This window comes from Phreatobacter sp. GW821-FHT04C01 (assembly GCF_059420385.1).
In genome coordinates this window covers 500,540-517,783 of sequence record NZ_JBWKTP010000002.1, presented here as the reverse complement: position 1 = coordinate 517,783, position 17,244 = coordinate 500,540, and the positions used below count along the sequence as shown (strand labels likewise).

Genomic DNA, 17,244 nt, shown 5'->3' with positions numbered 1-17,244 from the left:
TCCCGGCCAATGACCATCGATCGGCAAGATTACCATCTGCGGGTCAGACCAGCAACGTAAGGGAAGCCGCGGGATCGGACTGTGCGATCACGCACAGGGTGCGCTCCCACCCGGGCGGCGGCGGCGACCCGGGCCGTCAGCCCGGATGAAAAAAGGCCGCCCGGGGGGCGGGCGGCCTGGTCGCTACAACGAGGGGGGCGATGAAGAGTTGCAGCGACCGGATAATTAAACCCACGCAAGCGATATCGGTTCCCCCGCGTACCGTCGAAAAGTCGGCACGGCGGCGGAATTTGAGACCATGCCCGTCACGTGAGCGACGACATCGAAGGACTTCGTCGCCGCCTCTGCGGCGCGCCGATGCCTGCCGCGCGCGACCGACGCCGCCGGCGCGATTGACGACGGCCCGGCCCGCCCCGACAATCACTGTCGCCGCCACGCCGGTTCGTCCCGTCGCACCTCCGCAATCCGAGAGCAGCAGAATGGTCCATGCCCCCGCGCGCGCCGCAGCCGGCAGCCCCGCAGTCCGCATCAATCTCTATTCGGACACCCAGACCAGGCCGACCATGGCCATGAAGGCCGCCATGATGGCGGCCGAGGTCGGCGACGAGCAGCATGGCGACGACCCGACGGTGGATCGGCTCTGCGACCGCATGGCCGCGCTGCTCGGCAAGGAGGCCGCAATCTTTCTGCCCTCCGGCACCATGTGCAACGTCGTCGCCCTCAACACCCATTGCCGCGCCGGCGACGAGGTGCTGGCGCACGAGACCGCCCATATCCTGACCAGCGAAGGCGGCAGCCACGCGGCGATCGCCGGCGTTCAGATCAATGCCTTGCGCGGACCGCGCGGCCTGTTCGATGCCGACACGCTGCGCGCGGCGATCCGTGCGCGCACGCGCTATGCGCCGCCCCAGACCCTGCTGGAGATCGAGCAGACCGCCAATATCGGCGGCGGCACCGTCTGGCCGCTGGCGACGCTCAACGAACTGACCGCGATCGCCCGTGGCGAGGGCTGGGCCACGCACATGGACGGCGCACGCCTGATGAATGCCTGCGTCGCCACCGGCATCGGCCCGGCCGAGATGTGCGCGGGCTTCGACAGCGTCTGGCTCGACTTCACCAAGGGGCTCGGCGCGCCACTCGGCGCGGTGCTCGCCGGTTCACATGACTTCATCGGCCGCGCCTGGCGCTGGAAGCAGCGCCTTGGCGGCTCGATGCGGCAAGCCGGGATCTGCGCGGCAGCCTGTCTTTATGCGCTCGACCACAATGTCGAGCGGCTGGCCGACGACCATGCCAATGCGCGCGCCCTGGCGGCGGGCTTGAAGCAGCTGCCGGGCGTCGACGTCGAGGAGCCCGACACCAATCTGGTGTTCTTCGACGTGGCCAGGGCCGGAACCACGGCAACGGCGCTCCAGGCGGCGCTGCGGTCCGAAGGCATCGCGACAAGCGTCCTGGGCGGCCGCATGCGCGCCTGCACCCATCTCGACGTCTCCGCGCCGATGATCGAGGAGGCCATCGCGGCGATCGGCCGGATCATCCGGCGCTAGCCCGGCAGCCTTCGAAACGGGCGGATGCGGAGCCATCGCCTCTCTTTCACCCGACGAGATCGCAACGCCGCCGCAAGCGGCCCTCAGCCGATGCTTTGCCCCAGGCGCGGTTCCGTCCCGGCCAGCAGCCGTTGCATATTGGGCAGGTGGCGCAGAATGACGTAAAGGCCGCCGGCAATCACCAGCAACCGATAGGGCAGCGGTTGCTCCATGCCGCAGACGAGTGCGATCGCAGTCAACGCCGCCAGCATCGAGCCAAGGGAAACAATCCGGGACACGGCCAGGACGAGACCAAAGGCCGCCGCGGCGCCGAGACCAACCGGCCAAGACATCGCCAGCAACACGCCGAGCCCCGTTGCCGCGGATTTGCCGCCGGTAAAATTCAACCAGATCGAACGCCCATGCCCCAGCAACACGGCAAGTCCGGCCAGGCAAACAGCCCAAGCCGCCCCGGTCTGCAGGTCAGGCGCCGGCGGCTGCGGCGCGACGGACGACAGTGTCGAAAGCCAGGGATAGAACCAGCGGGCAAAGACGATCGCGCCCACACCTTTCAGCACATCGACCAGGAGCACCGCCAAGGCTGGCCATTTTCCCAGGGTCCGCAACACATTCGTCGCTCCGGTCGATTTGGAGCCATGCTCGCGAATATCGATGCCCTTGAGCAGCTTCCCCGCCAGATAGCCCGTGGGAATAGACCCGAAGAGATAGGCGATCGCCAGTCCAGCCGCACTCGCTATCCAGAAAACCATGGGATCCACCGCGACACTCCCGCTTCAGGCCGTCATCCGCTTGCGAAAAGCGAAAGTTGCGGCCGACGCCATGGGCGGAAGCCTAGGACGAACACGCGGCCGACTGAAGACGCTTGAGAACCACCGCGACCGGACACGAGAGCAAGCCCCCGCCCGAGGCAAAGACGCCTGCCAACGAAGAGCCAGGGCGCATTGGCCCGCAAACCGCACCTCGACCGGACGGCGGCCTCCCGCGCCGGCTCCTAGCCCGCGGGTGTCGGGAACTGCCTTTCAAGCCAGGTCCGCCAGATTGGTTCCTCACGCCGCGCGACACGTGCCGCGTCTTCGCCAAAGAGGAAAAACCGCACCGACAGGAATATGCTCTCGCCCATCGGCAAGGCGAAGAGATGCGCGAAACCCGGCGCGGGCTGGTCCAGCCGAACCACCAGCTCGGGATGGTCTTGCGGCCCGGCTCGTTCGACGACGCCGGCGAATGCTTGCGTGCCCGAAGCCGCGGCGACGTGCCGTTGTTCGCTCCCATTCGCCAGGCCGAGCGGTTCGACAAGCTTTCGCCAGGCTTCGGCCAGGGGATCGGAAGACGGGACCAGGAGCTGGAAGGCCGAGCCGTGCTGCCCGGGAAAATGCGTGAGATAGAGGCGGAGCAGGTGGAAGAAGGAGGCCCATCCGTGGCTGTGCGCCTCGAACTGATCGTCCCAGTCATCCGAACTCGCGAACCACCGATGGACGACGCGAACGGTGCAAAGCCCACCGGACTTTGCCTCGACGCTCCATTCGGTCGCGATCGTTCCCGATGGGCCCGGCGTTTCAGCGACAAATCGCCCGAGCGGTTCCCAGGTGGTGATGGTGGCGGTGGAATCCATGCTTCCATCGGCGGCGAAATGCGAGACGGCGGTTCCACCGCGACGGCCTTCGAGTTCGCTCGGTACGAACCATTGAGAGATTCCAGGCCCCGTTGCGATCGCGTTCCAAACGTCCTCCGGCGTCCCGGGGACATCCACTTCGGCCTCGACCGAGCGGTTGCCCGCAGCATCCTTCTTGACCGGCATCAGAAGTCCCTCCCTTGCGAACGGGTTGGCGCAGGATGCGCCGCCACGACAAGGCGATGGGACCGTCCCTGCGGAGCGGTTTCGTCATGATAGCGCGCCGCGAGCGTCGCGACGGCCTCGGTCAATTCACGGGTGAACGCGGCACGGTCGGCTGCCGACCGGAAACGGATCTCGGTGTCGATCGCCAAGGTCGCCAGGCGCTTGCCGGCATCCGCGGCGGCGCGTTGCAATGTCCCGATCTCCCGCACCAGCCGGGCGCCGAGCGCGATGAGGTAGCTCGCCGACAGGCGGTCGGCGCTACGATCCGGATCGACGCCGATCGGGCCGAGGGCGCTCGGCGAGACGACATAGGCGGCGGCGCTCGCCACCATCAGCCGCTCCGTCAACCCGCCCCACTTGCGCGTGTCGGCAACTTGGACAAGCCCGTGCTCCTCCAGCGCGTGCAGGTGGTAATTCGTCTTCTGCCGCTTGAGGCCGAGCCGGGCCGCGAGCGTCGCGGCCGAGGCGGGTTCCTGCAGTTCGGCCAGGAGCTGGCTCCGGACGGGCTCGAGCGCGGTTATCGCCACGCCTGCCTGATCGATGACTTCAATATCGAGCACGTCATCCTCACATTGACGAATTTTCCCGTCAATGCCATTGACAAACATGTCTGTCAACAGCGCAAAGCCGCCGGAGCCCGGGTGGACCACGATGGCCCAGGCGGCGATGCGCGAGCGGAATTGCCGGACAGGCCGTGCCTCGGGCCGCCCGGCCCATCCGGACCGCGCTGGCGAAGCCGTCGAGCCGACAGTGCCGGTCGTCATGCCGGCTCTCCCGCTGCGTTCTGAAAACAGCGCCATGAGCAAAGTCGCCCATGGTTCTCCAGCGAGCCGGCGGTCCTCGGCGGGGCGGCGGCGGCGCGTTACGAAGACGTCAATTCCGCTTGCCGCAGGCTCAAACCATGTAAGGTACCGATCGAGTGACGATCGTCTGAGAATATCGCTAGCGGAATGAGAGACAGCGCAGAACTCCCCAAATTCCGTCTCTCGCTGCTCGGGCGCTTCGAGTTGACGGCCGGGACTGGCATCGTCCACTTGCCGAGCAAGAAACTGGCGGCGCTGTTGGCCTATCTGGCCTGCACGGCGCCCGAACCGCAGCCGCGCGAGAAGCTGGCGAACCTGCTCTGGGGCTCGCATTTCGAGACCCAGGCCCGGCAGAACCTGCGCCAGGCGCTGTTTCGGCTGCGCCGGATCTTGGGCCAGGACGCTCTCGTCAACAGCGACGACGACGTCAGGCTGGCAACCGGCATCGTCGATTGCGATGCTGTCCGCTTCAAGGCCTTGTTCGCCGAGGAAAGCCACGCGTCGCTCGCGGCTGCCGCCGATCTCTACCGGGATCCATTGCTGGCCGACTTGAACATCGCCGAAGACGCGTGGTCGGACTGGCGCGCCGCCGAGCGGGGGCGGCTGGAAGACATGGCGGTCGACGCGATGATCGGGCTCGGCGAGCAGGAGCTGCGGTCGGGCAACATCCAGTCCGCCCTCAGAAGCGCCAATCGGGCCATCGCGGTGAATGGCCTGCGCGAGGACGCCCACCGGTTGATCGTCCAGGCCCTGGCCACGGCCGGCCGCAAGGCCGAGGCGCTCAGGCATTACCAGGATCTCGTTGCGCTGCTCCGGCGTGAGCTCAGCACCGAGCCCGATGCGGTCACCCAGTCGCTTGTCGCCGAGCTTCGCGGCGCAAAGCCGCCCGGCATCCCGCCGGCGGCTGCGCCTGGCACCCATCCGGACCGGGTCTTCGAAGCGAAAGCCGTGACCGGCGCGGCGCGGGACGACGATGCCTTGCCCCCGGCAAGGGACGGCGCGGGCGGGCTCGAACAGCGCCAGTTGACGATCATGGCTTGCAACGTGATCGGTCCGGCGCTCCAGCCGGCAAGCCTCGACCCCGAGGACATGCATGAGCGAACCATAGCCTTTCACAAGGTGGTCGCCGAGATGGCGGCGCGATTTCAGGGATTTGTCGCCCAGTACCAGGGCAATGGCGCGCTCGTCTATTTCGGCTACCCGGCCTCCCATGAGCATGACGCCGAGCGGGCGGTGCGCGCCGGCCTTGCCATTCTGGACGCGATCCGCCTGCAGGAAGCGGTTCACGGCACGAGGCTCCAGGCCAGCGCCGGCATTGCCACCGGCCTCGTCGTCGTCGACGGGAGGCCGGGCAAAGGCAACACCCAGCAGCACGTCGCCATCGGCGAGACGCCGAACCTGGCGGAATGGCTGCAGGCCGGTGCCGAGCCGGGCGAGGTCGTCATTGCCGCCGGCACGCGGCAGCTGGTGGGGCGGATGTTCGACTGTCGCGCCCTGCCCGGCGTCGCGGTCAAAGGGCTGCCGCATCCCCTGGAGGCGTGGCAGGTGCGGGGCGAGGCGGTCGCGATGAGCCGTTTCGATGCGCGCCGTGGAGATGCCTCCTACCCGCTCGTCGGCCGGCAGGAAGAGATCGAGCTCCTCTCGCGCCGTTGGGAGCAGGCCAGGCTCGGCACCGGGCGTGTCGTGATCCTCTCGGGCGAGCCCGGCATCGGCAAGTCACGCATCGTCGAGAGCCTGCTGGCCGAGCTCGGCGGCAAGCCTGACGCATGCTTCCGCTATTTCTGTTCGCCCCATCACGCCCATAGCGCGCTCTATCCGTTCAGGGCTCAGATCGAGCACGAGGCCGGCTTCGAACCCGGCAGCGGCGCCAGTGCGAGGCTCGACCGGCTCGAAGCGCTGCTCAGGCCGGCATCGGCGAACCTGCCGCGCGACATGATGCTGGTCGCCGAATTGCTGGGACTGTCCCACGAGGGGCGCTACCCGGCATCCGCGGCCGATCCGCAACAGAAGCGGGAGATGGTGCTGGCGGCGCTTCTCGACCAGCTCGAGAGCGCCGCGTCGCGGGGACCGGTCCTGATCCTGTTCGAAGACGCGCACTGGATCGATCCGACGTCGCTCGATCTGCTCGAGCGGATGATCGCCCGTGCCGCCAGGCTGCCGGTCCTGTTGATCGTGACCGCGCGTCCCGAGTTTCAGCCCATGTGGGTTGGCCAGCCGCATGTGACGATGTTGCCCTTGAGTCGTCTTGGCCAGCACGACAGCGCCGGCATCGTCGGCGGGGTCGCCCGGAACAAGTCATTGCCCGACGACATCGTCGAGCAGATCCTCGCGCGAACCGACGGCGTGCCGCTGTTTATCGAGGAACTGACGCGCACCCTGCTCGACAGCGGGCATCTGCGCGAGACGGCCGACAGCTACGTCGCCGACGGACCATTGCCGCCACGCGCCATTCCCACCACGTTGCAGGCCTCGCTCGTGGCGCGCCTCGACCTGCTCGGCGAGGCGAAGGACGTGGCCATGATCGGTGCGGCCATCGGGCGGGAATTCTCCCACGCTCTGATCGCCGCGGTATCGACCGCGACGCCCGTGGAGCTCGATGACGCGCTCGTGCGGCTTGCGGCCTCCGGCCTCATCGCGCGCCACGGGGCGCCTCCGGACGCGCGCTATTCCTTCAGGCACGCGCTGATCCAGGATGCGGCCTACGCCACGATGCTCAAGAGCCGGCGGCGGCAATTGCATGCGGGCATTGCCGAGGCGCTGGTCGGGCGGTTCGCGGCCCTCGCCGAAAATCAGCCCGAGATTGTCGCGCATCATTTCACCGAGGCAGGCCTTGCCGGTGACGCGATGGGCTATTGGATCAAGGCGGGGCGCCTGGCGCAGGCGCGCTTTGCCAACCGCGAGGCGGCCGGATTTTTCGAGCGCGCGCTGCGCGCTCCGGAGGCTTTGCCCGACATCAGGGAGGCCCTGGAACAGGCCGTCGACCTGCGCTTCGACCTGAAGACATCGCTGTTTCCGCTCGGGCAATTCCAGCGCATCATCGGCCATCTTCGCGAGGCCGAAGGCCTGGCCAGGCGGCTCGACGATCAGAGCCGGCTCTGCCAGTTCTACATTCATATGTGCCAGACGCTCAATTTGAGCGGAGATCCAGCGGATGCCGTCGCGTTCGGCCGGAAGGCGCAGGGTCTCGCCCAATCCCTCGGCGATGTCCCGCTGCAGGTCGCGGCCTCGCTCTTTCTCGGATTGGCCTGCTTTTCGACGCTGGACTACCGGCAGGCCGAGGAGCATTTTCTGGGCGTCTTGCGGATGCTCGGCGATGAGCTGAGCCTCGAGAAGTTTTTCCTCGCCGGATTTCCCGGGGTCAGTGCCCGCGCCTTTCTGACCCGCATTTACGCCGACCGGGGCGAATTCGAGCGTGGCATCGTTCATGGCGAGCAAGCCATCCGCCTCGCCGATGCGGTCGACCATCCCTACAGCCGCGGCATAGCCAGCTGGTGCCTCGCCGACCTCCTGGTGACCAAGGGCGAACTGAGCCGCGCCGTCGGCCTGCTGGAGCACGGTCTCTCGGTGGCGCGGACCTGGAACCTGCCCTTCCTTGTCGCGGGCAATTCGGGCAGCCTCGGCTACGCCTATGCGCTGCTCGGACGAACCGCCGATGGGCCCCCGTTGCTCGAGCAGGCCCTGGGCGTTTTCGAAAAGATGGGGCATCGGTTCGCCCAGTCGCTTTTCATGCCCCAACTGGGCGAAGCCTATGTCCGCGCCGGCCGGTGGGCGGACGCGCTGGATCTCGCCGGGCGGGCACTGGCCTTGGCGCGCGAAAGCGGCCAGCGCACCGGCGAGGCGACCGCCCTTTACCTGCTCGGCGAAGCCTCGGTCGACGAGAACGCGCCGGCACAGGCCGAAGGCTATTACCGCCAGGCGCTCGCGCTCGCGGCGGAACTCGGCATGCGCCCGCTTGTCGCGCGTTGCCACCATGGCCTCGGCCGGCTCTATTTAGGCTCGAGCCAGCCGGATCCGGCCCGCGACGAACTTGCCGCCGCGACCACCCTGTACCGCGACATGGACATGCAATTCTGGCCGGACAGCGCCAATGCCCAGATGCGCCAGCTGCGGTAGCGATGACACCGGCAGGATAATCAAGTGACGCGCATCATCGGGAAATTGCTGAGTGATCGTCGTCGATCAGGAGATCTTTGCCGAAGCAAGCGTATCGCTTCGGCACCCAGCTAGTCGTTTGCGCCAATGTCCTTGAACAGGAATCCCGACGGGGTCTTGGTGAAGATGAAAATTTTCTGACCGCAGAAAATGAAGTAGCTATCGTTGTTTTCTCCGTCGCGATCATAGACGCCTCTCTCACGCTGGATGCAGGCGCGAACTGCGGCGGTGAAAATGGCCGGGTAGGCCCTTGCACGGAATGTCGCCGCGTCGGGATACGAGGCTCCGTGTTCGAAAGGCAGTTGGGTCATACGCGCGACGGCGGCTGAATCATTTGCCGTCAAGGCCGCCCGAAACCTGGTGATGAAACCGTCGAATTCTGTTTGCAGCGCGCGTGGCGCAGTCCGGTTCTGCGGCGCTTGCGCAAGCGCCAGCGTGGAGCTTGCGAAAGCCGCCGCGAGCACAAGTCCAAACACGGTCCTCATTCTGGCTCCTTTGTCTGTCCGGGCTCGATCTGTGTCATGTCCCGTCCGTCGCCATGAAACGCCTTCACTGCCATAACCCTGCGTCAATTTCTGTCAGGACAAACCCGCTCGCCAGCGTCGCTGGGGCATCGACTTCAGCGGTCGGAGCCTGCATCCGTCCGACAAATGCCGGATTGCGAGCCGTCGGCGCGGCAGGCCATGACGACCCGTTGTCCCTCTCGGCTTGGCGTCCAAGCATGAGAGGCTCAAAATCACAGCGCATGAGAGTGAAATAATGACCTGGTCGGGACGACCAGTGAGCGAGCAGATCTTGCCGGCCGACGACCCGATGGTCGCGCCGAATTATGCGGCCGTGCGCTCCGCCTTGGCCAAGTCCTCGGGCTTTGGTCGGCAGCGCAGGAAAGCAACCGCTCGCTTGCAAAGGTACGGAAGCCAGTAGCCCCGCCCAGCCTGCGGCGAAGGACCGAAAGAGGGACTGAGTTCGCTGCCGCCAAGCCTCGGGATTCGAAGCGCGATATCAGTGCCGTGGCACATTTTCGTTCTGAGATCGATTGGGAGGAGGATCTGTCTCCTCGCGTCTCACCGCATGTCCCCACGCATATCAGACAAAATCAGGCAAAGGGCCCAATCTCGGAGTGGCACGACAGCTGAGATGTTGAAATTGTTTGGCGCTCCCTAGGGGACTCGAACCCCTGTTTTCGCCGTGAGAGGGCGACGTCCTAGACCGCTAGACGAAGGGAGCGCGGCCGCATTCGCTGCGGAGCGCGCTTCATAAGCGGAAAGGACCGGCCCGGTCAAGAACGCAGTCGAAAGGGCCGGGCGTTTTCCCGGCGATTTCCCGATGCGCGCCTTGCGCCGGCCGGCCCGCCCGGTCAGGGCCGCGGCACCTGCGGCCCGCCGACCGTGATCCGGTGCACTTCCTTGAGCGATTTCAGCTCGTAGACGACGATGACCGGCACACCGCTCTGGTCATAGGTCACCGTCAGTTGGCCGTCGGCGGCGATCGCCGAGACCACCCTGGCGCCCTGCGGATCGATGGCGCCGAGCTTGACCGGGCCCGACGGCCCCTGCCCGCCCATCAGCCGATAGGCGATCACGGCCAGCACCGTGCCGACGCCGGCGATCATGATGATCGAGGAGATGATGGAGATGCGGCGGATCTTGGCGACGACGGCTTCGCTCGCGGGGTCGTTGACATCGGGATCGGAGGAAGTGTTGTTCATCGCGCAATCTGAAGGAGTTTCGGGCGTGGCGGACGAGATGCAGGATTTCGTGGTGGGAGCGGACGAGGCGCGCGAGCGGATCGACCGGCTTTTGGCGCGCCACGTACCCTCGCTGAGCCGGTCGCGCCTGAAGGCGCTGATCGAGGCGGGGCACGTCACGCTGAGCGGCCGGACCATGACGGATGCCGGCCAAAGGGTCAATCAAGGCGATCAGGTGCGGCTGGCGCTTCCAGAGCCGGAAGACCCGACCCCGCTGGGCGAGGCGATCCCGCTCGACGTCGTCTTCGAGGACGACGATCTGATCGTGATCGACAAGCCGGCCGGCCTCGTCGTCCATCCGGCCGCCGGCCACTGGACCGGCACCCTGGTCAATGCGCTGATCGCCCATTGCGGTTCGAGCCTGTCGGGCATCGGCGGCGTCCGGCGCCCGGGCATCGTCCATCGCCTGGACAAGGACACGACAGGCCTGATGGTCGTGGCCAAGACCGACCGCGCCCATGTGGCGCTGAGCCGGCAATTCGCCGACCATGGCCGGTCGGGGCCGCTGGAGCGCGCCTATGTGGCGCTGGTCTGGGGCCGGCCGAAACCCGACGCCTTCACCATCGACCAGCCGCTCGACCGCGACCCGCGCAACCGCGAGCGCATCGCGGTGCGCCAGGGCGGTCGCGAGGCGATCACCCATGTCGGCGTCGCCGCGTCATTTCTGGACGGACTGGTGACCGAGGTATCCTGCCGGCTGGAAACCGGACGCACCCACCAGATCCGTGTCCACATGGCGCATCTCGGCTTTCCGCTGCTCGGCGACGAGACCTATGCCAAGGGTTTCAAGACCAAGATCGCCAAGCTGCCCGAGGCCGCACGCTCGGCGCTCGACCGGCTCGGCCGCCAGGCGCTGCATGCGGCCGTGCTCGGCTTTGCCCATCCGGCAACCGGCGAGGTCTTGCATTTCGAGAGTGCGCTGCCCGCCGACATGCGACACCTTGTCGATGCGCTGGGCGGACCCGCCTGAGGCGGCAAAGCGGCCGGCGGCCTGGATTGCATGCGATTCGCGACGCTCACGGGAACGTGCGGCGATGTGATTGTCCGATTTCGCAGGTGCAGCGTATAAAGGAGGAGATCCGGGGGCTTCCCATGCATTTATGCAAAGAAGCATCGCGGATTATGGCGCTCAAAAGGGTCGCAAAGTCACCCTTCCGCCATCATGTTGAGTACATATATCAGGGGTCACGGCTGGCGTTTCGCAGTCGTGCTCTACGGGTTGCCTGGGCCTTGGGGCAGGCGATCCGGGCTCGCCGGATGGTCCGGGGGCCGAGATAAGGAGAGCTATATGGCTTACGCTGCTTCTCTTCCCATCCTCTCCGCGGAAGCGGGTCTGTCGCGTTACCTCGACCAGATCCGCAAGTTTCCGATGCTGCAGCCGCAAGAGGAATACATGCTCGCCAAGAGCTGGCGCGAACACGGCGACAGCAAGGCAGCACATAAACTCGTCACGTCCCACCTTCGCCTCGTCGCCAAGATCGCGATGGGCTATCGCGGCTACGGCCTGCCGATCGGTGAAGTCGTGTCCGAAGGCAATGTCGGCCTCATGCAGGCGGTGAAGCGGTTCGAGCCCGACAAGGGTTTCCGTCTCGCCACCTACGCCATGTGGTGGATCAAGGCCTCGATTCAAGAGTATATCCTGCGCTCCTGGTCGCTCGTGAAAATGGGCACGACCGCGAACCAGAAGAAGCTGTTCTTCAACCTGCGCAAGGCGAAGAGCTCGATCTCGGCGCTGGAGGACGGCGATCTCCGTCCCGACCAGGTCAAGATCATCGCCACCAAGCTGGGTGTCGAGGAGCAGGACGTCATCGACATGAACCGCCGCCTCGGCGGCGATGCCTCGCTGAACGCGCCGCTGCGCGAGGACGGCGACGGCGAGTGGCAGGATTGGCTGGCTGACGACAGCGACAGCCAGGAGAACGTGCTCGCCGCGAGCGAGGAAAGCGACAACCGGCGCAGCGCGCTGATGAAGGCGTTGACCGTGCTCAATGAGCGCGAGCGCATCATCTTCGAGGAACGCCGGCTGAAGGACGATCCGATCACCCTTGAGGAGCTCGCCGAGCGCTTCGGCGTGTCGCGCGAGCGGGTCCGCCAGATCGAGGTGCGGGCCTTCGAGAAGGTGCAGGATGCCGTGGTGAAGTCGATGCGGGCGCTCGAGGGCGCTCCGGCGGCAATCGCCGCCCACTGACCAGCCCGGCCCGCCGGCGGGAAATAACAAAGGGGAGGTCCTTGCGGACCTCCCCTTTTTTTGTTCAGACACCGCCGGCGGCTACTGACCCCAGGCCGACAAGGCCTCCTCGAAGGCACGGTCGCCCGCCACCCCCTTCTCGATGGTCAGAATGGCGCGGCGGCCGCTGTCGTAGCGCATGGGAATGTCGATGAAGGCGCGCGAGCGCAGCGCCTCGATATTGCTGGCCTTGTCCGTGTCCAGCGCCGCCGACAAGCCGATGAAGAAGAAGCCGTTGGTCACCCGCACCGCCTGGCCGACCAGCGGCACGCCGCGCGCCTGCTCGGACGGCTTCATCAGCACGCCCGGTACTTCGGCGACGCCGCCGAACTGGAAGTCGCGCGGCAAGGCGAAGACCACTTCGATCGTGTGGGTGGCCGGCAAGGTCTCGTCGAGATTGCGCCGGATCGTCAGCGTCACCGTCATACGCCGCTCGGGAATGGTCACCTCGCCCATCAGCACCAGATCCGGCGGCTGGCCGCGGCCGACGCTCACCGTCTGGGTGCGCCAGACGACCGAGCCCTGCATGAGCGTGCCGGCCTGATTGCCCGGCGTTTCCTCGAACAGGGCGGCGCGCTGGGCGACCGCGAGCGATGACGGAGGCGCGGCAGGCGCCGGTGCCGCCGGAGCCGGAACGGCAGGCGTCGGAGACGATGCAGCCGGCGCCGGAGATGGCGAGGCCGGCACTTGGACCGGCGGCGCGGCAGCGGTATCCGGCGCGGGCGGCGCGGCCGGCGGCGCGGGCGCTGCGACCGGCGGCTCCGGCGCCGCGGCGGGCGGCTCGGCCGGTGCCGGCGTCGCGACCGGCGGCGGAGCCGCTTCCGGGACCGGCACAGGTGCCGGGGCCGGCTCGGCCGGCCGCGGCGCGACAGGCGCCGGCGTTTCGCCGCCGACCCGGTCGGTGATCTTCGGTCGTTCGCCCTCCGCCGCCGGTGGCGACGGCGCCACGGGCACGGGCGGACGTTGCGCCGCGACCTGCGGCTGTTGACGTGCCGGTTGCGTGGCGAAATACCAGCCGACACCGCCGGCCGCCGCCAGGATCAGCAGCACCAGGCCCGCCGCGATCAGCCCGCCGCGTCCCTTGCGGCCCGGTTCGACCTCGTCATCGGCGCCCAGCACCGAAACCCGCGGCCGGATCGGCGCCAGCGACGGCTCGCGTGGGCCGTCATCCAGCGACGAGGCGCCGGTCTTGGCCTCGGCCGGTTCGGTCGTGCCGCCATGGCCGAACTCCACCGTCGGCTCGAGCCGCTGCGGCGCCGGCTCGGGCACATCCGACGCGACCAGTTGATCCTGCGCGGCGCGCTTGGCATTGGCCGCCGCGTCACCGAGCGCCTCGGCCTCATGGGCGGCGTCACTGACCGCCCGGGCGCCATCGACCGAAACCGGTTCGGTCCTGACGGTCGCGACCGCGGCGGCAATGCCGGCGAGCTCGCGCTCCATCATGGCATCGAGCGTCTCGGCGGTGCTGTCGGCCTCGACCTTGCGGATCGCGTCCTCGAGCGACAGCCGCTCGCGGGTGATGTGCTCTTCCGCGAGCGGCGGGTCCATGCCGCGCAATTGGGCGATCAAGGCCGCCCGCGCACGGTCATAGACCGCGCGGCGCGCCTCGCCGGTGTTCTCCGTCAAAGCCGTGACGGCCCGGGAGATCAAGGGCGTGTAATCGGCCATTGCGCTGAGCTCTGTCGCCTCCCCTGGGGACACCGTCCCCCTGACACTCTACTCGAACGGATTGCGTACGAGAATCGTGTCGTCGCGCTCCGGGCTGGTTGATAGTAGGGCAACCGGGCAACCGATCAATTCCTCGATGCGGCGCACGTATTTGATCGCCTGGGCCGGCAGCTCGCCCCAGGAGCGGGCGCCGGCGGTGCCCGACGGCCAGCCCTCGATCGTCTCGTAGATCGGCTTGATCCTGGCCTGGGCCTCCTGGCTGGCCGGCAGCAGGTCGATCCGCTTGCCATCCAGCTCATAAGCCACGCAAACCTGGATTTCCTCGAACACGTCGAGAATATCCAGCTTGGTCAGCGCGATGCCATCGATGCCGCTGGTCTTGACCGCCTGGCGAACCAGAACCGCGTCGAACCAGCCGCAACGGCGCTTGCGGCCGGTGACGACGCCGAATTCACGGCCACGCTCGCCCATGATCCGGCCGTTCTCGTCCTCGAGTTCGGTCGGGAACGGGCCGCCGCCGACCCGCGTGGTATAGGCCTTGGTGATGCCCAGCACGTAATTGACCGCGCCCGGCCCCATGCCCGAACCGGCGGCGGCCTGGCCGGCCACCGTGTTGGACGAGGTCACGAAGGGATAGGTGCCGTGGTCGATATCGAGCAGCGCGCCCTGCGCGCCCTCGAACAGGATCCGCTTGCCGGCGCGCTTCTCGTTGTAGAGCAGGTCGAACACCGGCTCGACATAGGGCAGCACCTTGGGCGCGACCTCAGCCAGTTCGTCATAGATCGCCTGCGGCTCGATCTCGGCCAGCCGGAGGCCGCGACGCAGCGCGTTGTGGTGGGTCAGGAGCCGCTCGATCTTCGGCATCAGCGCGCTCAGATCGGCGAGATCGGTCATGCGGATGGCGCGCCGGCCGACCTTGTCCTCATAGGCCGGGCCGATGCCGCGGCCGGTCGTGCCGATCTTGGTGCCGGCGGTATTGGCCGATTCGCGATGCAGGTCGAGCTCGCGGTGCAGCGACAGGATCAGGCAGGCATTCTCGGCCACCCGGAGCGTCTCCGGCGTGATCGAAACGCCCTGCGCCGACACCCGCTCGATCTCGGCGATCAAGGCATGCGGGTCGATGACCACGCCATTGCCGATCACCGAAAGCTTGCCGCGGACGATCCCCGACGGCAGCAGCGACAATTTATAGGTGACGCCGTCGATGACCAGCGTATGTCCGGCATTGTGGCCGCCCTGAAAGCGAACCACCGCATCGGCCTGGTTCGACAACCAGTCGACGATCTTGCCTTTGCCCTCGTCGCCCCACTGGGAACCGACGACCACCACGTTTGCCATGGTCTCTATCCTGACCTGTTCGTGGCAAGGCAAACCCCGACCGCGCGCTCATCGCGATGGCCGGGGTCCTTGCACTGTGCGGATAAAGGATCATGACAAAGGTGGCAAGTCCGCCGGACGCAGGGGCTCCTTTCCAGCGTTTCCCACAGAGTTTTCGGCTCAGGAACGGCCCTGGACCGGGGCCAGCACCTTGTCGGCCGGCCAGCGCAGCCGCCAGCCGTGCCGAATCTCGCGCGATGCGCCGGGCGCCAGGTCGAAGGCCCACTCGACGATTCCGCGCCGGCCCTTGACGTCGCGCGTGGTCGGCGCGGTCATGGCCGACAAGGCCTCGACGGTGATGTCCTGGGCTTCGGTCACCGGCAGGCGGTCTTCGATGACCACCTGGCGCGGGCTCTGCGCGCCGTTGCGAGCGACGATGCGGAATTCGCGCTCTTCCGTGCGCGCCGACGAGATGATTCCCGCCGAACCGTCGGTGCGGCGCACCACATGGTGCTCGATCCGGACCAGGTCGTCCGGGCCGAAGCCGAGATTGACCGTGTCGTCACGGGTTGCCGCCGCGACCTGGGTCCGGCCGGCAAAGACGCCGTCGCGATAGAGCGACACCCGGCCCGGCATCAGCGGCGTCTCGTCGGCATATTTGAACCGGGCTTCGAGGAAGGCGGTCGGGTCGACGCTCGGCACCGCCCGGGAAATGAGCTGCGGCTCGATCGTCGTCGAAGCGATGCGCAGGGCGCGCGCGCCCTCGCCCGAGGCGATGGTGGTGCGCCCGGGAATGACGAAGCTCGCCTGGAAACCGCCGGTGTCGACCACCGCCTCGGCTTCCTGCACCCGCATCCGCGCCGACTCCTGGGCAACCGTGGGCGGGCTGATAGGCGCGGGCCTGGGCGCGGCGGCATAGCTGCGCGTTTCGGCCCCACCCAGGGCATCGCTCGACCGTCCCACGGGCGGCTCGTTGAACCGGATGATCAGCGACGCCAGCTGTGGCGCGGCACCACCGCGCGCCACCCGGACGGTGGAAACGGTGAGCGCGACATTCGACCAGTCCTCGCCGGTTTCCTGGCGGATTTCAGCCCGCCGAACCAGTTCCAGCGCCGGCTTGGCGCCTGCTGTGGCCAGCCGCGCATCATAGACCGGCGCCCAGCGGGCGCCGCGTACCGCATAAGTCACCGTCAGGTCGCCGCGATAGGCAGCGCCGGCCTCGACCGCGATACGCGCCTCGAGGCGCTGCGGCGGCTGCTGACGCAGCGCCGCCTCGATGGTCGCGATCTCGCGGTCGAGCGCGCGCTGGCGCTGCTCGGCCTGGCGAATCGCCCGGTCGGCGGCATTGGTCTCCTCGACGGCGGCGACGAAAGCCTGGCGCGCCTCGCCGACATTCAGCCCGCGCTCGCCGCCGGCAAGGGTCGAGCCGGCGACCAGGGCTTCGGCGGCGCGCTTGCGCAACCGCTCGGCGCCGATCCGGTCGTCCAGCGACAGGCGCTCGTCGCGCAGCGCCTCCAGCTTCTGCACCCGCTCCGGATCGGTCCGCTCGAAGGCGCGCGGCTGGCGCGCGTCGACCGAGCCGACGACCAGCCGGCCCTCGCCGGTGCCGGCGACCCGGAGCGAACCTGGGTCGGCGCTCGGCGGCAGGTCGCCCAGCACCAGGACATGCTCGCCCGCCGGCACCTCGACCGTGAAGCGCCGGGTGATGCTGGCGCCGTCGGGAAAGACGGTGACCGCCTCCACACGCGACGTGAGATCGAATTCGGCGGCGCCGGCCGCCATCGACGGCAACAGGAACAGCATGGACAGGGCAACGGTGCGTTGCGGAAACATCGGGGCGCTCCTCGCTTTGGAGCGCCGAAATTACCCCGAGGAATATGACCGGCTGGCGGCGGAAGCACGGCGCTCGCCGGTCCGAGCCGGCAGACATTGCGCTTGTTTTTCAACGGCAA

12 protein-coding genes, 1 tRNA gene and 1 pseudogene are annotated in these 17,244 nt (G+C 67.6%); 5 read left to right on the top strand and 9 right to left on the bottom strand.

The genetic code is table 11. The features are described 5' to 3' along the window. Positions 1–479 precede the first annotated feature (479 nt). A complete protein-coding gene (locus AC07WJ_RS09340) occupies positions 480–1,544 on the top strand; it encodes a threonine aldolase family protein (RefSeq protein ID WP_494934282.1) in 1,065 nt (354 codons plus the stop codon). Positions 1,545–1,627: 83 nt separating this feature from the next. On the opposite strand, the gene plsY is transcribed toward AC07WJ_RS09340, so the two are convergent. The 3 genes from plsY to AC07WJ_RS09325 form a co-directional block, all read right to left on the bottom strand. Then, positions 1,628–2,293, bottom strand: coding sequence for a glycerol-3-phosphate 1-O-acyltransferase PlsY (plsY, locus tag AC07WJ_RS09335; RefSeq protein WP_494934281.1), 666 nt, complete (start codon positions 2,291–2,293; stop codon positions 1,628–1,630). Between the two features lie 242 nt (positions 2,294–2,535). Continuing rightward, entirely contained in the window at positions 2,536–3,339 is an 804-nt protein-coding gene (locus tag AC07WJ_RS09330) for an SRPBCC family protein (RefSeq protein WP_494934280.1), read from the bottom strand. Continuing rightward, positions 3,339–4,142: an ArsR/SmtB family transcription factor gene (locus AC07WJ_RS09325; RefSeq protein ID WP_494934279.1), complete on the bottom strand. Its 804-nt coding sequence runs from the start codon at positions 4,140–4,142 to the stop codon at positions 3,339–3,341. The genes AC07WJ_RS09330 and AC07WJ_RS09325 overlap by 1 nt, the downstream gene beginning before the upstream one ends. Positions 4,143–4,328: 186 nt before the next feature. On the opposite strand from AC07WJ_RS09325, the gene AC07WJ_RS09320 reads away from it, so the two are divergent. Beyond that, a complete protein-coding gene (locus AC07WJ_RS09320) occupies positions 4,329–8,294 on the top strand; it encodes an ATP-binding protein (RefSeq protein ID WP_494934278.1) in 3,966 nt (1,321 codons plus the stop codon). 110 nt (positions 8,295–8,404) lie between these two features. On the opposite strand, the gene AC07WJ_RS09315 is transcribed toward AC07WJ_RS09320, so the two are convergent. Next, positions 8,405–8,818: a hypothetical protein gene (locus AC07WJ_RS09315; RefSeq protein WP_494934277.1), complete on the bottom strand. Its 414-nt coding sequence runs from the start codon at positions 8,816–8,818 to the stop codon at positions 8,405–8,407. A gap of 310 nt (positions 8,819–9,128) precedes the next feature. Between AC07WJ_RS09315 and AC07WJ_RS09310 the strand changes: the two are divergent. After that, positions 9,129–9,257, top strand: a pseudogene (locus AC07WJ_RS09310) (MucR family transcriptional regulator); the annotation flags it as partial. 227 nt (positions 9,258–9,484) lie between these two features. Here AC07WJ_RS09310 and AC07WJ_RS09305 read toward each other — a convergent pair. Together AC07WJ_RS09305 and AC07WJ_RS09300 are read right to left on the bottom strand one after the other, a co-directional pair. Continuing rightward, positions 9,485–9,560: transfer RNA gene (locus AC07WJ_RS09305), tRNA-Glu, on the bottom strand. A 130-nt stretch (positions 9,561–9,690) separates the two neighbouring features. Beyond that, positions 9,691–10,041 carry a hypothetical protein gene (locus tag AC07WJ_RS09300; protein WP_494934276.1) on the bottom strand — a complete coding sequence of 117 codons (351 nt, stop codon included), beginning with the start codon at positions 10,039–10,041 and terminating at the stop codon, positions 9,691–9,693. 37 nt (positions 10,042–10,078) lie between these two features. Here AC07WJ_RS09300 and AC07WJ_RS09295 point away from each other — a divergent pair, with 37 nt between their 5' ends. Next, positions 10,079–11,050: an RluA family pseudouridine synthase gene (locus tag AC07WJ_RS09295; protein WP_494934762.1), complete on the top strand. Its 972-nt coding sequence runs from the start codon at positions 10,079–10,081 to the stop codon at positions 11,048–11,050. A 318-nt stretch (positions 11,051–11,368) separates the two neighbouring features. Then, positions 11,369–12,268, top strand: a complete 900-nt coding sequence (gene rpoH, locus AC07WJ_RS09290; RefSeq protein WP_494934761.1) for an RNA polymerase sigma factor RpoH — start codon at positions 11,369–11,371, stop codon at positions 12,266–12,268. An 81-nt stretch (positions 12,269–12,349) separates the two neighbouring features. On the opposite strand, the gene AC07WJ_RS09285 is transcribed toward rpoH, so the two are convergent. From AC07WJ_RS09285 to AC07WJ_RS09275, 3 genes are all read right to left on the bottom strand, one after another. Then, positions 12,350–13,975, bottom strand: coding sequence for a hypothetical protein (locus AC07WJ_RS09285; RefSeq protein ID WP_494934275.1), 1,626 nt, complete (start codon positions 13,973–13,975; stop codon positions 12,350–12,352). Between the two features lie 48 nt (positions 13,976–14,023). Then, the gene (locus AC07WJ_RS09280) at positions 14,024–15,313 is read right to left on the bottom strand and encodes an adenylosuccinate synthase (protein ID WP_494934274.1); all 1,290 of its coding nucleotides are present in this window, start codon (positions 15,311–15,313) and stop codon (positions 14,024–14,026) included. Between the two features lie 159 nt (positions 15,314–15,472). After that, complete coding sequence (locus AC07WJ_RS09275) at positions 15,473–17,125, bottom strand: mucoidy inhibitor MuiA family protein (protein WP_494934273.1); 1,653 nt, start codon at positions 17,123–17,125, stop codon at positions 15,473–15,475. Positions 17,126–17,244 lie beyond the last annotated feature (119 nt).

Excerpts from the sequence above, each read along its gene's own strand:
- AC07WJ_RS09340 (WP_494934282.1), top strand. The coding sequence starts at position 480 with ATGGTCCATGCCCCCGCGCGCGCCGCAGCCGGCAGCCCCGCAGTCCGC.
- plsY (WP_494934281.1), bottom strand. The coding sequence starts at position 2,293 with ATGGTTTTCTGGATAGCGAGTGCGGCTGGACTGGCGATCGCCTATCTC.
- AC07WJ_RS09330 (WP_494934280.1), bottom strand. The coding sequence starts at position 3,339 with ATGCCGGTCAAGAAGGATGCTGCGGGCAACCGCTCGGTCGAGGCCGAA.
- AC07WJ_RS09325 (WP_494934279.1), bottom strand. The coding sequence starts at position 4,142 with ATGACGACCGGCACTGTCGGCTCGACGGCTTCGCCAGCGCGGTCCGGA.
- AC07WJ_RS09320 (WP_494934278.1), top strand. The coding sequence starts at position 4,329 with ATGAGAGACAGCGCAGAACTCCCCAAATTCCGTCTCTCGCTGCTCGGG.
- AC07WJ_RS09315 (WP_494934277.1), bottom strand. The coding sequence starts at position 8,818 with ATGAGGACCGTGTTTGGACTTGTGCTCGCGGCGGCTTTCGCAAGCTCC.
- AC07WJ_RS09300 (WP_494934276.1), bottom strand. The coding sequence starts at position 10,041 with ATGAACAACACTTCCTCCGATCCCGATGTCAACGACCCCGCGAGCGAA.
- AC07WJ_RS09295 (WP_494934762.1), top strand. The coding sequence starts at position 10,079 with ATGCAGGATTTCGTGGTGGGAGCGGACGAGGCGCGCGAGCGGATCGAC.
- rpoH (WP_494934761.1), top strand. The coding sequence starts at position 11,369 with ATGGCTTACGCTGCTTCTCTTCCCATCCTCTCCGCGGAAGCGGGTCTG.
- AC07WJ_RS09285 (WP_494934275.1), bottom strand. The coding sequence starts at position 13,975 with ATGGCCGATTACACGCCCTTGATCTCCCGGGCCGTCACGGCTTTGACG.
- AC07WJ_RS09280 (WP_494934274.1), bottom strand. The coding sequence starts at position 15,313 with ATGGCAAACGTGGTGGTCGTCGGTTCCCAGTGGGGCGACGAGGGCAAA.
- AC07WJ_RS09275 (WP_494934273.1), bottom strand. The coding sequence starts at position 17,125 with ATGTTTCCGCAACGCACCGTTGCCCTGTCCATGCTGTTCCTGTTGCCG.